Consider the following 15,514-nt stretch of genomic DNA (forward strand, 5'->3'; position numbering starts at 1 on the left):
CACTGTCTACAGCTCCCCGTAGCCGAACATCGCCTCCTTCGCCGACTCAATGGTGATAGAGCCCGTCTGCAGCAGTTCACGAAGAGCGCCTTCCATAGTCTGCATCCCTTGGGCCCTTCCCGTCTGCATGGCGGAACGGATTTGATGCACTTTCTCAGAGCGAATCAAATTCGCTACCGCAGGCGTATTCACCAGCACTTCAATCGCGGCCGTTCTTCCTTCGCCGTCTGCCGAGGGCAGCAGCCTTTGAGCCATGATACCCAGCAGGACCGAAGCCAATTGAACGCGTGTCTGCTGCTTGGAGGCCGGCGGGAACACATCGATGATCCGGTCGATGGTCTGGGGGGCGTCTGCGGTGTGCAGGCTCCCGAATACCAGATGTCCGGTCTCCGCTGCAGTGATCGCAATCGAGATCGTTTCAAGATCCCTCATCTCTCCGACAAGGATCACATCCGGATCCTGCCTTAGCGCCCCGCGCAGGCCGGTTGCGAACGACTCGGTATCCTCTCCGACTTCCCTCTGGTTCACGATTGAGAACATATGGGAATGGACAAACTCTATAGGATCTTCCAAGGTGATGATGTGTGCGCTTCTTGTTCTATTGATATAGTCCAATATGGCGGCCAAAGTCGTTGATTTACCGCTGCCTGTAGGTCCTGTGACCAATACAAGCCCTTGAGGTTTTCTGGCAAACTCTTCAGCCATCTGCGGGAGCCCCAGCGCCTTCATGGAAGGAATTTGCGCAGGAATCAGCCGAATGGTGAGCGATACGGACCCTTTTTGCCGAAACGCACTTACCCGAAATCTTGAATGCCCAGGTATGGCGTAGCAGAAGTCAAGGTCCCCTTTTTGCATAAACCTGTCATACTGCTCGGCAGTCGTTAACTGCCTGGCCAGCTCCAGCATATCCTCGGACGACATCGGCACCTCTCCGGCCGGCGTCAGCTTGCCATGGATTCGGAACATTACGGGAGATCCGGCGGTGATGTGTATGTCAGACGCTTTCTGGTCAAAAGCTTTCTTCATCCAGTCTAATGCGGAAATCAATGCCGCTCACTCTCTTTCTCTTCGGATATGGCGACCCTGAATACTTCCGCAATCGTAGTAATCCCCGCCGCTGCTTTAGCCAGTCCGTCCTGCACCATCGGTATCATCCCGTTCGACAAAGCGTAAGCCCTGAAATCACTGTCAGGTTCTCTATCAAGAATCATCGAACGGATCTTATCGTCCACGAGCAGAACCTCATGAATCGCCGCTCTGCCCCTGTATCCGCTTCTTCCGCACTCACCGCAGCCTGTCCCTTTTTTCAGGCGGTCCACAGCCAAACCTGAGGATGCCAAAAGCCGGGCCTCCTGCTCGCTTGGACTATAGTCTGCTGCGCAGGCCGGGCAAACCTTGCGGACCAACCGCTGAGCAACAATGCACGATACTGCGGAGGAAACGAGATACGGCTCTATTCCCATATCAATGAGACGCGTGATGGAGCCGACAGCGCTGTTCGTATGCAGCGTGCTGAGCACCAGATGGCCTGTCATGGCAGCCCTTATGCCGATCTCCGCAGTCTCCGAATCGCGGATTTCACCGATCATGACAATATTGGGATCCTGCCTCAATATCGCCCGCAGCCCTTTTGCAAATGTCAATCCGGTGACCGGGTTCACCTGTACCTGATTGATTCCCTGCAGCTGGTACTCTACCGGGTCCTCTACAGTGATTATGTTAACCTCGTCTTTATTTAACCGGGAAAGCGCAGAATACAGTGTCGTTGTCTTTCCGCTGCCTGTAGGCCCGGTTATCAAAACAACGCCATGAGGGGAATGGATGCCTTTCAGAAACCGCTGAAGATTAGGCTCGGATAACCCCAGCTTCTCGATTTCCGTCAAAGTGCTGCCCAGATCGAGTATCCTCATCACCACTTTTTCCCCGTGGATAGTAGGGAGCGTCGCGATCCGGATGTCTACCTTGCGGAACTCGATATCCATTTCCACGCGTCCGTCCTGCGGGACCCTCCGTTCAGCCACATTCAAGTTCGCCATAATTTTGATGCGGGCGACGATAACGCTCTGCATATGGGGCGGCAGCGTCCGCTCCGTCCTCATCATTCCGTCTACCCGGTACCGGATGCGCAGGCTGTCTTCCTGAGGATCGATGTGGATGTCGCTTGCCCCCAGTCCGATCGCCTGGATAATGATCTGATTTACCGTCTTCACTACAGGCGAGTCTTCATCGTTTGGCGCGGCATTGGACTCATCCATCGGGCCCGGCTGCAGATTCTGCATAATCTGATCCACCGTTTCCTGCAGTCCGTAGTACCGTTTGATTGCCCGGGTCAGCTCGTCCTTGGAAGCAATAGCCGGTTCGATGCGAAGACCGGTAGCCATCCTCAATTCATCTATGGCAAAATAATCCAGAGGATCCGCCATAGCCAAGATCAATTTGTTTCCCTCTGTCTTGAGCGGGAGTACTTGATGCTGCTCTGCCAACCGCTGGGGAATAATGGAAATGACTTTGTTGTCGATTTTCTGCCTGTACAGTTGAACATGGGGAATGCCCAACTGAAATTCCAATACTTCGATAAGCTGCTGTTCGGTTATGTAATTGCGGGTGAGGAGAACGTCACCCAGTTTCATCTTGAGCTCCCGCTGTTCTTTTAACGCGTTTCCCAATTGATCTTCCGAAATTAGTCCGGATTCGACTAATAAATCTCCTATTCGTTTGCGCGGAGCCATCTTCATCCCTCTTATATCACAGAAATACAAAAATGACCATTTCAAATAAACGAATGGCCGGTTGCGCTACTTGCTCCCGGCTACCCAAGCGCCCATATTACGGATAGCCATTCACAGCTCCAACGTATTGCAGGAAACATATGCTAATCTCATTTAATCATTGGACTAACAAGAGGTCAATGTAAACCATTTCCAATTTCTATTAATTTATGGTGAATTTTTTATGTCTTCAAATTCAAAGATTCCCACAGATAAAAGGTAACGTACGAGCTCCATGGACTCCATTTTCTTCCCATCTCCCGCACTTGCGCTTCCGACGGCTGGTCTTCCAGTCCGTACCAGCGCCTGAGAGCGTTGCGCAGTCCGATATCCGCGGCAGGGAGCAGGTCAGTTCTTCCCAATCCGAACAACAGAAAGCATTCCGCCGTCCATCTGCCGATTCCTCTTTGCTTGATGAGCAGCTCCATAATTTCCCCGTCTTCCATGCTCTCCATAGCAGGCAGATCTATTTTCCCGCTCACCACTTCCCTGGCAAAGTCAATGGTGTATTCCGCTTTTCGCTGGCTGAACTGCAGCTCTCTTAGTTGTTCGTAGGAGCAGAGCGCCACCTGTTCGGCGGAGGGAAACACGGGATAAAGCTGCCCTTCCGTCTCAAAAGGAGGAGACAGCAGCTCGATCAGTCTCTTGTTTAATGTCGCCGCAAAAGCCAGGTTCAACTGCTGTCCGACGATCGTCTTGGTCATACATTCGAATAAATCCGACTCCCTGATAATATGCAGTCCGTTGAACTTTTTGGCGAGCCGCTCCATCCCCGGGATGCCCTCCATATGCTTGTGAAACTCGCCCAAATCCACATCGATCGAAAGCATAGCCGACAGATGCCTTTTTACCGCGTCAGCATCAGGGGCCGCTTCCCGGCTTCTCACCTCGACCTCAAGTTCGGGCCGGTCCACCGTACCCGTAGACTTCACGGACACCCAACAGACCTTACCGCCGACTCTGATTGTCCTCTTCAGGCAGCAGGGCTCATAACGGTACATTTCATGGTTGACTCCGGATAATCTGTCCAGCATTCGCTGGAAATCATAAGGCCGCCTCGGCATTAACGTAAAATGAGCCATACTCCACACTCCTTATCGTTCCTCGGATTTTTTGCGGGGAATCGTGTACCTCCAAAAATCCTCAGCGATAAAAGCGGGCTTATGGATCGCTTCCGCTTCTTGAAGCAGCAGCGCGGTACCTTCCTCCTGATAACGGGAACTGAGATGCGTCATAATCAATGCTCCCACCTCCGCTGCTTCGGCTGTGCTTGCGGCGTCAATTGAAGTGGAATGGCCGTATTTCACCGCCATCTCCTGCAGATCCTGCGCGAAAGTCGCTTCATGCACCAGCACATCGGCATTCCTCGCCAGCCGGAGAGCGCCTTCACATTTGTTCGTGTCCCCCAGAATCGCAATGATCCTGCCGGGTATTTCCGGACCTACATAGTCGTTTCCGAGCAGAGTTCTGCCGTCAGCCAGCTGTACGGGCTCTCCCTGCTTAAGCTTGCCATAGATCGGGCCGGGACGAATTCCCAGCTCGCGCAGCTTCTCATGCTGCAGAGCTCCGGGTTCGCCGCTTTCCGTAATGCGGAATCCCCAGCTCTCCACACGGTGCTCGAGCCTGGCAATTTCCACCCGGATATCCTTGTCCGCAAAAAGTGTACCCTCCGACTCATATTCAATTACATTCACCGTGTAGCTTAAGTGAGACTCGGAGACGGACATCGCCGTATCAATAAAGCTGCGGATCCCCTGCGGACCATACAAGGTCAAAGGGGTGTCCCCTCCCTGGTAAGACCGGCTGGAAAGCAGCCCGGGCAGTCCGAAAATATGGTCTCCATGGAGATGGGAAATAAATATCTTTTCCAGTTTGCTTAATTTGAGGGGCGAACCCAAAATTTGGTGCTGGGTGCCTTCCCCGCAGTCAAACAGCCACAGGCTTCCCCGTTCGGCGGACAAATCCAGCGCTATGGAGGTGACGTTGCGTTTGCGGGTCGGCATTCCCGCTCCGGTTCCCAGAAAATACAGTTCCATAACCGATTGCTCCTTTATATCCAAATCATGATCGGAATCATGCCTTATTCGTTCAGACGAAAGCATGTTCTCATCCTAATGGATTTGGAATAACATGTCAAACGGCGAAAAAAGCGCAGATGGCTTCATTGCACAGAATCGTGAAACCACATCGCTCCGAGCTAAGCATAACGGCCTCCAGCCGCTGTTGAAATTGAGTTCCTTGATTAGATTCAATGGCGGGAACTCAATTTCAAAGGCGGACGTTCCACTCTTCCGACCGTTATGCCAGCCCTCCGCTGGAACTTTCACGAAAATTGCTGATGAAAAACATCTCCGCTTTCCGGTTTCTAAAACAACTGAAATGATAACATCTGCGTTTTTTTCATGAGCGCGGGCGGGAACTATACCTTCTCGACGTTGAAATAGCGCGCCTCCGGATGGGAGAACACAATGGCCGACACCGAAGCTTCCGGTTCCATCATGCTGCCCTCGGTCAGCTCCACGCCGATATCCTGCGGCCTCAGCAGCCCGAACAGCTGGAATTGGTCGTCCAGGTTAGGGCATGCCGGATAGCCGAACGAAAAACGCTGGCCGCGGTATTTGGCCCCGAAGCGTTCCTTCATCGTCATATCCGCAGGATCCGGGAACCCCCACACATCGCGCATCATCTCATGGATACGCTCGGCAAAGGCCTCGGCCGTTTCCAAGGCGGTGGCCTGCAGGACGTGGGACCTCAAGTAATCGCCCTTGTCCCTCCACGCCTCGGCACGCTCGCGGATGGAATGGCCTGCCGTGACAACGAAGAAGCCTATATAATCCATTACTCCGCTTTCGACGGATTTTAAATAATCTGCCAGGCACAGGTATGGCTCCGTGTTCTGGCGGGGGAAATCGAAAGTTTGCAGCACTTTCGTCCGATCGTCCGGATCGTACACCAGGATCCGGTCCCCGCTCGATTGGGCGGGGAAGAAACGGTACACTCCCTGAGCTTTGATGATTCCATCGCGCATCGCCTCCGACAGGACTCCGTCCACCGTCTCTTTTAGCGAAATTGCCTTCTGATCGTTTTCCGCCAGCAGCTGATCCACCTTGCCCTTCAGCCCAAGGTGATGGCCGAGCAGCGTCTGCATATTAATGTAAGGTATGATATGCGAAATCGGATAGTCCCTCAGCACATGGCGCTGTAGATCAGGGGGAACTTGCACCGGAAGCGTCCGGTCGACAGGAGAGGTTTTCACCCTTGTCAGCGCAGGCAGCGCAGGTTCTTCTCTCTTCCCGGATTCCATGACATCCGATTCCTTCAATTCCCTTAATTCTTGTACGAGCCTGAGGCGGTGCTGCGGATCGGTTAACCGGTTGGCGATATCCAGACCGTCCATGGCGTCTTTGGCGTAAAGAACCAAACCGTCGTACTCGGGAGAGATTCTCGTTTTGGTAAACTTCCGTGTCAATGCCGCGCCGCCAACCATAATTGGCACATCAATGCCCGCAGTTTTCAAATCCTGTGCCGTGATAACCATCTGCTGCGCAGATTTAACGAGCAGGCCAGATAATCCTATCGCATCCGGCTTCTCTCTGCGGAACGCTTCGATCAACTGCTCGGGCGGCACTTTGATTCCCAGGTTGATGATCTGGTAGCCGTTGTTGGAGAGGATAATCTCCACCAGATTTTTACCGATATCATGCACGTCGCCTTTGACTGTGGCCAGCAGTATTTTTCCTTTGACGGCACTCTCGTTCTTCTCCATAAAAGGCTCCAGATAAGCCACCGACGCTTTCATAACCTCCGCGCTCTGCAGCACCTCGGCGACAATAAGCTCGTTGTTGTTGAACAGGCGGCCTACCTCTTCCATCCCTTTCATCAGCGGGCCGTTGATCACCTCAAGCGGAGAATACTTCTTTAAAGCTTCGTCCAGGTCGGGCAGGAGGCCTTCCTTTGTTCCTTCCACGACATAGGCAGCAAGCCTCTCCTCTAATGTGAGGTTGGATACTTTCTCGGTTTTCTCCACCTTTTTGGTGCGGAAATGGGCGACAAACCCGGCCAAAGTATCGTCATTGGTTTCATAGATCAATTTTTCCGCCAGCGTTCTTTCTTCCTCAGGGATCGAAGCGTACCTCTCGAGGGTTTCCGTATTGACGATCGCATAGTCCAGCCCCGCTTTGGTGCAGTGATACAAGTACACGGCGTTCAGCACTTCCCTTCCGGCAGGCGGAAGCCCGAAAGAAACGTTGCTTAAGCCCAGGATCGTCTGGCATTCCGGCAGCGCTTCTTTGATCAGACGGATTCCTTCGATCGTTTCCTCCGCAGATCCGATATACTGCTGATCCCCTGTCCCTACAGGAAATACGAGAGGGTCAAAAATGATCGCGGACGATTTGAGTCCGTACTTGTTCACCAACAGGTCGTGCGACCGCTTGGCTACTTCCAGTTTATCCTGCCGCGTGATGGCCTGGCCCCTCTCATCAATCGTGCCGACGACAACCGAGGCTCCGTATTTGTGAAGAAGGGGAACCACTTTTACGAATTTCTCTTCACCGTCCTCCAGGTTGATAGAGTTAACTATGGCCCGGCCCTGCGAGTATTTTAAGCCAAGCTCGATGACTTTTTCGTCCGTGGAATCGATCATCAGCGGTACTTTCACCTTTTTCACCACCAACTCGAGAAAAAGCTTCATATCCGCCGCTTCGTCCCTGTCCGGGTCCTGAAGACAAATGTCGACTACCTGTGCTCCTCCTTTTACCTGGGCACGGGCAATTTCGGACGCTTCCTCATATTTTCCTTCAGCGACAAGCCGTTTGAATTTGCGGGAACCCAGAACATTCGTTCTTTCCCCCACCATGTACGGCCTGTTTTCAGGCTCGATGTACACCGTCTCAATGCCTGACACTGCTGTAGGATGGGATCCCGTTTGAGGCCGCGGTTTATATTCTTTTAACGTTTCGGCCAGCGTACGGATATGGTCCGGTGTCGTTCCGCAGCAGCCGCCGGCGATGTTAAGCCAACCCTGCTCGGCAAATCCTGCCAGCTTCTTGGCCAGCGATTCGGGCGACTCGTGATAATGGCCGTTCTCATCCGGCAAGCCCGCGTTTGGATAGCAGCTGACAGCAGTGCCGGCAATATCCGACAGAGTGCGGATGTGGTCGCGCATAAATTCAGGGCCTGTAGCGCAGTTCAAACCGATCGATATCGGGTTCAAATGCTCCAGCGAGATGTAAAAGGACTCGATATTCTGTCCGGCCAGCGTTGTGCCCATCGGCTCGATCGTACCGGAGATCATAACCGGCAGCGTCTTTCCCGCAGCTTCAAAAGCTTTGCGCACTCCAATCGAGCCTGCCTTGACATTCAGGGTATCCTGGGAGGTTTCAAGCAGAATAGCATCCACTCCGGCCTCGATAAGAGCAGCCGTCTGTTCATAGTAGCTGTCCGCGAGCTCGTCAAAAGTAACCCCGCCGGTGACGGACAATGTCTTTGTAGTCGGCCCCAACGCTCCGGCTACATAACGCGGCCATTCCGGCGTCGAGAATTTATCGGCTGCCTCTACCGCAAGCCTGGCTGCCGCAAGATTAATCTCTCTGGCCCGATCCTGCAGGCCATATTCGGCCAATACTATGCTTGTCGCTCCGAAAGTATTGGTTTCAATGATATCAGAACCTGCGGCAAAATAGGCCTCATGTATTTTGGATATGACATCCGGACGGGTAAGCACCAGCATTTCGTTGCAGCCATCCAGCTCTTCACCGCCGAAATCCGCTTCCGTCAGGTTTTCCTGCTGAATCATGGTGCCCATGGCGCCGTCCAGTATGAGAATTTTCTTCTGCAGCTGCTCTTGTAACGCCAGTTTTGCCATTGCGCTTCTCTCCTTCAACGTTCTCTATATCTGGTCAAGCTCTGTTCGTGCCTGATATTTAGCTAATAGTGTAACAGATTGACCGTCCCGTGAAAAGAATGAAAACTCCAAAGTGACAGCTCCTAAGCATCGACAGTGGAGCGAATTTTGAATATAATAGCGTTAGATTGTTTAACTCTACTCGAAAGAGGGAATTAGCCATGGCTGAGATACGGATTCGCAATACTAATGAAAGAATCCAAGGAGAAGAGCAGGTGAAAGCATTCCTGGATCAACAGGAAGTGCTGTACGAGCATTGGAATCCGGGCAAGCTTTCCGCAGAGCTGCAAGAGAAGTTCGTACTGACCGATGAGGAAAAGGCGGCGATTCTTTCCACCTATAAGGAAGAAATCGAAGACCTCGCAAGCCGCCGGGGTTACCTTACTTGGGATGTTATCGCCTTATCCGACGCCACTCCGAATCTTGATGAACTGTTGAAAAAATTCGAACAGGTGCATACCCATACGGAGGACGAAGTACGCGCCATCACCGCGGGTAAAGGAATCTTTATTATTAAAGGGACAGACGATGTCGGCTATTTCGATGTAGAGCTTGAAGCGGGAGATGTAATTTCCGTACCGGAAGCCAAGCCTCATTTCTTCACTTTAATGGAGAACCGCCAAATCGTTGCCGTCCGCCTGTTTATTGAAACCGAAGGCTGGATCGCCCACCCGTACGAAGATGCTTCCTTCCAAAAGGCCTGATTACAGTAAATGATCCCTAAAAAATGCCGTGACTTAAATCATGCCTAAAAAACTTGTTCTTCAAATTATCCCAAAAAACCTGTACCGCACGGAAAGCGTGAGGCACAGGTTTTTTTATGTTGCAGGATGTTCAGCTGTCTGAAGGATTAAGTCGAATGCGTCTTTCTTTCAGGAAATTGCGCGGATCAATTCGCTGATTTCCCTCAGATTGGTTATTGTATAGGAGGCCTCAAACTCCTCCGGCTTAGCTGCTGCGTGGCGGTTCACCCACATGTTTCTCATTCCGGCGCTGTTTGATCCGAGAATGTCCGTCGTCAGCTTGTCTCCGATCATGATTCCTTCATCCGGCTCTATAGCAAGAAGCTTTAGCGCGTGCTGAAAGATGGAAACGGCAGGCTTGCCTTCCCCGAATTCACCCGAAATTACAATATGGTCAAAATATGACGCAAGCTTCGGTATGCCGGCGATCTTCTCTTTTTGCAAGTCGGGAGAGCCGTTGGTCAGCAACAGCAGACGATAATCGCGCTTCAACTCGTCCAATACCGCAAAAGTTTCCTCATACACAATCGGTCTGGCTCTGCGCTCCGCCGGAAACTTGTCCGCCAGAACGGCGCCGAGCTCCCTGTCTTCGATCCCCAGCCGCATCAAGCCTCTCGTCCACGATTCCACTCTATAGGAAGGAGCCAGCTCCTGCAGTTTGCGGAAATTTTCATTCTCTCCCTCGCTAAACCGCGCCCACAGAGCTTCAAAAGGGTTAATCCCAATCATTTTGGTGAAAGGAAAGGTTTCAAAAGACTCATACAGCGCTCTCGCTTCGGCTCTTACCGCCTCTTCCAGCTTCTCCGGATCAACGCCGACGCGTCTTGCCGCTTCCTGGCACGTCGCTTGGAAAGCTTCGTTCACACTGCGCTCGTCCCACAATAACGTGTCGTCCAAATCAAACAAAATTGCCTTAATGGTCATACGGTTCCCCTCTTTGTATGGATTATTGCTCCACCGGGATTGAGTTGCGGTCAGCGAACTCTTTAACGGATGGCGTTATGGCATCTATGTCAATCCGATGGAATAAGCGGGAGAAAATCCAAGGAGCTTTGTTGGAAGTGAAGGAAAAGGAGACTTCCTTTCCGGTCATCCGAATCGACTTGATCTGCTCCGCAGGAATGGTTCTTTCCCCGCCAAACCTGCGGGAGGAAATCTGCCTGGTTCCAATTCTCAAATAAGGCCTTCTCATGAAATAAACAATGAAAGCGAGTACGACATATAAGCCCGCCGTTACTAGGTACATCGGGTCTTTTCCGTAGAACTGCGGGAACATTGCCAAGCTTAATATGCCGATGGCCAACAGAAATAGGGCCAGCACCCAGCTTCGGCCCCGGTAAGTGAGCTGATCTTCAACGCTCGTCCCATTGATCAGCGCTGTTCCCTGCTTTTTTCTTTTCGCGTTCACGTTTTTTGTATTTTTGCGAACCATTCTCTCCCATTTGCGAGACATCGGTTAACCCCTCATTCATCTGTGTTATTTCAACTGCAAGACAATCAAACGTGCTATGGCTTCTCCGGGTCGTCCTCAATGAATTCAATGTTCTCCAGCTGATCCTTCACGGAAGACTTAATCGCTTCAATATAACGTTTGCGCAGCCCGTTTCTTTCATCAATTTCTTCTTCGGTCAATCCGACTGTCTTGGCTTTGCGGGCCAGCTCATTAATTCGATCTATATAAGGGATATTGCTGTCACCTTTCATGCTTGTCTCCTCTCGAAGTGATTCGTTATGTTCTTTACTTCTTTATAACTTTGCCATGGTAAGGGGTTCATGTCAAGATGGACTAAACAAGCCCAATTATTTAAAATGATAAGAAGAATGTCTTGCGAAAAACGTCTAGCTGCAATCGTTCCGTTTCCGGATACGTTACCACAGTAAACGCACCATTTACAGCAGTTCCTCCCACTGCACAGCGCGCTGCCCTCGGATTTATATTTTCTTATCTTTGGGCTGTTAAATCTTATTGTTTATTTTTAGGTCAAAAGCAAACCGCCTTCCTGAAAAGGCGGTCAATTGACTATCGTCCATCTTTCACTCGACATAGTTCATACGACAACGTTCATCCAACATGGTAAAATCAAGCACTCATAAATCCATACTCATTTGATCAGTTCTTTTGAATCCGATATTCTCATAGAGGCTTCGAGCATCATGGCTTGCAAGCAACCGAACCGTCTTGATTTCCTGTTTGCGAAACCAATCTATAACCGCTTGAGTCAAGTTGCGTGCATACCCTTTACGCCTATGATCTGGACAGACATACACATCTCCGATAAAAGCATATTTTTGTTCACGATAAAAGCAATATGGCATATCGTCCTTGATAAAAGCTCCTGCACAAGCAACAATTTGTCCATGAGATTCGATAACAAAGTGGCATGCAGTCCTCGATTCATACATTTGGCCATAGCGATTGATGACTTCGTCAATGAATCCGTCCATCAAAATCTGCTCCATCCCAACCTCTTGAAACATTTTCAATTTCAAATCTGCAATTTCCGGAAGTTCTGATACAGTTGCAATCCTCATTTAAACCTTCCTTCATGTGTTCAAATCGGTCAACTCATTCGCAGTATTCCGGATATTCTTATCCACCGCAAGACTCACATGTGCACCTATGCTGCTTGACAACGATCACGGCAGTAGAAGCGTTTGGCCCTCTTTCAATACGGTGCTCTTCAACCCGTTCAACTTCCTGATTTCGGAGATATAGTCGCGGATATCCTGCCTGTCCGTAACGTTCGCTCTGGCTATGCTCCACAACGTATCCCCCGGCCTTACTTCAGTGCGCTTTGTGTGATCCGCAGCGCTCAGCGTCGATGCGTAAATATTGCTGCTGGCGGAACCGCCGGCATACGCATGGACAAGCGCCCCAAACCCAAAAGCAGCGGATAAAATCGCGAGCATAAAAAGGTAACGGAATATTTTTACGAACACTCTATTGCTGTCTGCCTTATTCACGCGGGATCTCGTGCTGTCTTCTTTCATCTTCTTATTAGTAGAACCGTGGGGACCGGCATCTAAAATTCTATCTACAGTCGGTATGCCTGCTGACGAAGCCGAAGGATTATAACTCATATAACCGTATGTATTTGCCATAGTAATGACCTCCCAAACATTTGTTCTGTTATCAATTTAACACGAACGTGTGTTTGAGTCAACCTTTTTTCTCGAACTTATGTTTGTACGAACTCCGGTTCTGTGTTATACTTCAAAGTAATTATTACCATAAATGGAGTGATCGAATTTGAGCAGGATATCAAGCCGCCAGCAAGCAATACTGGAATTTATCAAGAACGAGGTCAGGGAGAAAGGATATCCACCTTCCGTTAGAGAGATCGGGGAAGCTGTCGGACTGGCCTCTTCTTCCACCGTGCACGGACATTTGGAAAGGCTGGAGAAGAAAGGGCTTATCCGCAGAGACGCCACCAAGCCAAGAGCAATTGAAATCCTCGGCGAAGAGGAGGCCAATGTTCATTTCGATCTGTCGGTTGTCCGCGTTCCGCTTATCGGTAAAGTTACGGCTGGCGTTCCCATTACCGCTACCGAGAACATCGAGGATTATTTCCCGCTTCCAAGCCATTATGTGGGCGACTATAACGTGTTCATGCTTTCCATTATCGGAGACAGTATGATCGAGGCCGGAATCCACAACGGCGACTATGTTATCGTAAGGCAGCAGCAGACCGCGAACAATGGGGATATCGTGGTTGCCATGACGGAAGAGGATGAAGCCACCGTCAAAAGATTCTACAAAGAGAAGGATTACATACGGCTTCAGCCTGAGAACTCCACCATGGCACCGATTCTGCTTCATAATATCACCATTCTTGGCAAGGTCATCGGATTATTCCGCGACATTTACTAATTCTCGCAAGCTTCCCGCCAGTCTATATTTTCATAACTATCATCAGAGCCTGTCTCAGGCGGATTCCTTTTAACCAAGAATTCCGTTCGCTGCCGACAGGCTCTTTATATTCATAAGACAAATCCTCTATACTCTCGAAAACAGCATTTGAACCGGGGCGGCACTGTTTACATAGGCACATTCGCCCTTTGAATGCGCTACACTTCAAATAGACTAATTAAACCTATAGCCGTCAGTAAGAAATAGCCGCGGTGTTAGCAGTACTTTTGACACTATTTTCATTAGTGCTGCCTAAGCAGCATGAGAGTCTTTAAAAAAGCCCGCCAACCGGAATCGGCTGACAGGCTTCTTGCCCTCTATTTTAGTACAAGCTCATGTATTGATCTCGTTCCCATTGATGGACCTGGGTGCGATACATATCCCATTCGATTTCCTTCAATTCATACAAATGCGTGAGAGCATGCTCGCCCAGTGCATCGCAGATGACCTCGTCGCGGATCAATTCATCAAGCGCAACCTTCAGGTCAAGCGGCAGGCTTGGAATACCTTGATCTTCCCGCTCGTCGTCCGTCATGACGTAGATATTGCGGTCCGTTGGAGCAGGCAGCTGCATTTTATGCTGAATGCCGTCCAATCCGGCCCTCAGCATAACGGCAAGTGCCAGATAAGGGTTTGCGGCGGGATCCGGATTACGCACTTCGATACGTGTGCTCAATCCGCGGGAGGCCGGAATACGGATCATCGGACTGCGGTTGCTCGCCGACCACGCCACATAACAAGGAGCCTCGTAACCTGGCACCAGTCGCTTATACGAATTAACCGTTGGGTTGGTCACTGCCGCAAACGCTCTAGCGTGCTTCAGAATTCCCGCCATATACTGTCTTGCCGTTGTGCTTAAGCCGAGCTTGTCTTTCTCGTCGTAAAACGCGTTCTCACCGTCAATGAACAAGGACTGATGGCAGTGCATGCCTGACCCGTTCACTCCGTACAGCGGTTTTGGCATAAAGGAAGCGTGCAGCCCGTGCTGCCTTGCAATCGTCTTTACAACGAGCTTGAAGGTTTGAATCTGGTCAGCCGCCTTAACGGCGTCTGCGTATTTAAAATCGATCTCATGCTGGCCCGGTGCCACCTCATGGTGGGAGGCTTCGATCTCAAAGCCCATTTCCTCCAGAGTCAGCACAATCTCTCGGCGGCAGTTTTCGCCCAGATCCGTCGGCGCCAGGTCGAAATATCCGCCTTGGTCGTTCAATTCCGTGGTAGGATTGCCTTTCTCGTCTGTTTTGAACAAGAAAAATTCCGGCTCCGGACCCACATTCATAGCCGTATAGCCCATATCCTCAGCTTCCTTAAGCGCACGCTTCAGAATACCGCGCGGGTCACCTGGAAACGGGCGGCCGTCCGGAAGGTAAATGTCGCAGATAAGTCTTGCCACACGGTCTTCCGTCACCCAAGGGAACACGACCCAGCTGTCCAAATCGGGATACAAGTACATATCCGACTCTTCGATGCGGACATACCCCTCGATGGATGAACCGTCGAACATCATCTTGTTGTCCAGAGCTTTCTCCAGCTGGCTGAGCGGAATTTCCACGTTCTTGATCGTACCCAGCAAATCCGTGAACTGCAGCCGGATAAACCTCACGTTCTGTTCTTTGGCGGCCTTGAGAATGTCTTCTTTTGTGTAACCCATTAGCTTCTCCTCCTAGCACTATTAGAAAATAACAATCGCCTAAATAAGCAAGATACCATTACCTAATCATAACAGACTTGACCGAAATTTTAACGCTTAAAAAATCGGCTGAGCTCTCCCTGGATAATCGATACCTGACCCGGGCGCCTGTCTCCCATCAGCTGCTGTTTCAACATCTTGTGCAGCTGGGTTTCGGACAATTCCTTACGCTTGACTTCGGTTTGCTCCGTTATGATCGTTGCGTCCTCGGAATCTTTGGACACCGGCAGAAGAACCTGTTTAATCCCGGCGATATTGACCCCTTTTTCGATCAAATCCTTGATTTCAAGCAATCTCTGGACGTCGTTGAACGAATACAGCCGCTGGTTGCCGGACGTTCTTGCCGGAATGACCAGCTCATGCTGCTCATAATAGCGGATCTGCCTTGCCGTCAAGTCTGTAAGCTTCATTACGATGCCGATTGGAAACAATGCCATATTGCGCCTGATCTCATCAGTCATGACCATCACTCCTGTACAATGTCAATCTACTCTCTAT

General features: G+C 50.7%; 14 protein-coding genes and 1 riboswitch. Of the genes, 2 read left to right on the forward strand and 12 right to left on the reverse strand.

Annotation, left to right across the window (positions count from 1 at the left end):
* Window positions 1–6: 6 nt before the first annotated feature.
* The 5 genes from ACZ5N7_RS06420 to metH all read right to left on the reverse strand — a co-directional run bounded on the left by ACZ5N7_RS06420 (window position 7) and on the right by metH (window position 8,634).
* A complete protein-coding gene (locus tag ACZ5N7_RS06420; protein ID WP_464659164.1) occupies window positions 7–1,026 on the reverse strand; it encodes a type IV pilus twitching motility protein PilT in 1,020 nt (339 codons plus the stop codon).
* Window positions 1,027–1,043: 17 nt separating this feature from the next.
* A complete protein-coding gene (locus ACZ5N7_RS06425; protein WP_464658293.1) occupies window positions 1,044–2,729 on the reverse strand; it encodes a GspE/PulE family protein in 1,686 nt (561 codons plus the stop codon).
* Between the two features lie 46 nt (window positions 2,730–2,775).
* Window positions 2,776–2,858: riboswitch (cyclic di-GMP riboswitch) on the reverse strand.
* A 92-nt stretch (window positions 2,859–2,950) separates the two neighbouring features.
* Window positions 2,951–3,850 (reverse strand): DNA-3-methyladenine glycosylase family protein, encoded by a 900-nt coding sequence (locus ACZ5N7_RS06430; RefSeq protein ID WP_464658294.1) that lies wholly within the window; start codon window positions 3,848–3,850, stop codon window positions 2,951–2,953.
* Between the two features lie 12 nt (window positions 3,851–3,862).
* Window positions 3,863–4,804 carry a ribonuclease Z gene (gene rnz, locus ACZ5N7_RS06435; RefSeq protein WP_464658295.1) on the reverse strand — a complete coding sequence of 314 codons (942 nt, stop codon included), beginning with the start codon at window positions 4,802–4,804 and terminating at the stop codon, window positions 3,863–3,865.
* Between the two features lie 383 nt (window positions 4,805–5,187).
* A complete protein-coding gene (gene metH / locus ACZ5N7_RS06440; protein WP_464658296.1) occupies window positions 5,188–8,634 on the reverse strand; it encodes a methionine synthase in 3,447 nt (1,148 codons plus the stop codon).
* Window positions 8,635–8,834: 200 nt separating this feature from the next.
* On the opposite strand from metH, the gene ACZ5N7_RS06445 reads away from it, so the two are divergent.
* Window positions 8,835–9,377 carry a 1,2-dihydroxy-3-keto-5-methylthiopentene dioxygenase gene (locus ACZ5N7_RS06445; RefSeq protein WP_464658297.1) on the forward strand — a complete coding sequence of 181 codons (543 nt, stop codon included), beginning with the start codon at window positions 8,835–8,837 and terminating at the stop codon, window positions 9,375–9,377.
* Window positions 9,378–9,545: 168 nt separating this feature from the next.
* Here ACZ5N7_RS06445 and ACZ5N7_RS06450 read toward each other — a convergent pair whose 3' ends face one another.
* The 5 genes from ACZ5N7_RS06450 to ACZ5N7_RS06470 all read right to left on the reverse strand — a co-directional run bounded on the left by ACZ5N7_RS06450 (window position 9,546) and on the right by ACZ5N7_RS06470 (window position 12,518).
* The gene (locus ACZ5N7_RS06450) at window positions 9,546–10,340 is read right to left on the reverse strand and encodes an HAD family hydrolase (RefSeq protein WP_464658298.1); all 795 of its coding nucleotides are present in this window, start codon (window positions 10,338–10,340) and stop codon (window positions 9,546–9,548) included.
* Between the two features lie 22 nt (window positions 10,341–10,362).
* Window positions 10,363–10,869 (reverse strand): hypothetical protein, encoded by a 507-nt coding sequence (locus ACZ5N7_RS06455; RefSeq protein ID WP_464658299.1) that lies wholly within the window; start codon window positions 10,867–10,869, stop codon window positions 10,363–10,365.
* A gap of 53 nt (window positions 10,870–10,922) precedes the next feature.
* Window positions 10,923–11,120 carry a DUF896 domain-containing protein gene (locus ACZ5N7_RS06460; protein ID WP_464658300.1) on the reverse strand — a complete coding sequence of 66 codons (198 nt, stop codon included), beginning with the start codon at window positions 11,118–11,120 and terminating at the stop codon, window positions 10,923–10,925.
* 384 nt (window positions 11,121–11,504) lie between these two features.
* Window positions 11,505–11,948, reverse strand: a complete 444-nt coding sequence (locus ACZ5N7_RS06465) for a GNAT family N-acetyltransferase (RefSeq protein WP_464658301.1) — start codon at window positions 11,946–11,948, stop codon at window positions 11,505–11,507.
* A gap of 105 nt (window positions 11,949–12,053) precedes the next feature.
* Complete coding sequence (locus ACZ5N7_RS06470; RefSeq protein WP_464658302.1) at window positions 12,054–12,518, reverse strand: LysM peptidoglycan-binding domain-containing protein; 465 nt, start codon at window positions 12,516–12,518, stop codon at window positions 12,054–12,056.
* A gap of 148 nt (window positions 12,519–12,666) precedes the next feature.
* Here ACZ5N7_RS06470 and lexA point away from each other — a divergent pair, with 148 nt between their 5' ends.
* Window positions 12,667–13,287 (forward strand): transcriptional repressor LexA, encoded by a 621-nt coding sequence (lexA, locus tag ACZ5N7_RS06475; protein WP_464658303.1) that lies wholly within the window; start codon window positions 12,667–12,669, stop codon window positions 13,285–13,287.
* A 361-nt stretch (window positions 13,288–13,648) separates the two neighbouring features.
* Here the strand turns inward: lexA and glnA are convergent, their stop codons facing one another.
* Both glnA and ACZ5N7_RS06485 read right to left on the reverse strand, forming a co-directional pair.
* Window positions 13,649–14,977 (reverse strand): type I glutamate--ammonia ligase, encoded by a 1,329-nt coding sequence (glnA, locus tag ACZ5N7_RS06480; RefSeq protein ID WP_464658304.1) that lies wholly within the window; start codon window positions 14,975–14,977, stop codon window positions 13,649–13,651.
* 89 nt (window positions 14,978–15,066) lie between these two features.
* Window positions 15,067–15,477 (reverse strand): MerR family transcriptional regulator, encoded by a 411-nt coding sequence (locus tag ACZ5N7_RS06485; RefSeq protein WP_464658305.1) that lies wholly within the window; start codon window positions 15,475–15,477, stop codon window positions 15,067–15,069.
* Window positions 15,478–15,514: the final 37 nt, after the last annotated feature.

This window comes from Paenibacillus sp. JCM 18996, from assembly GCF_055392555.1.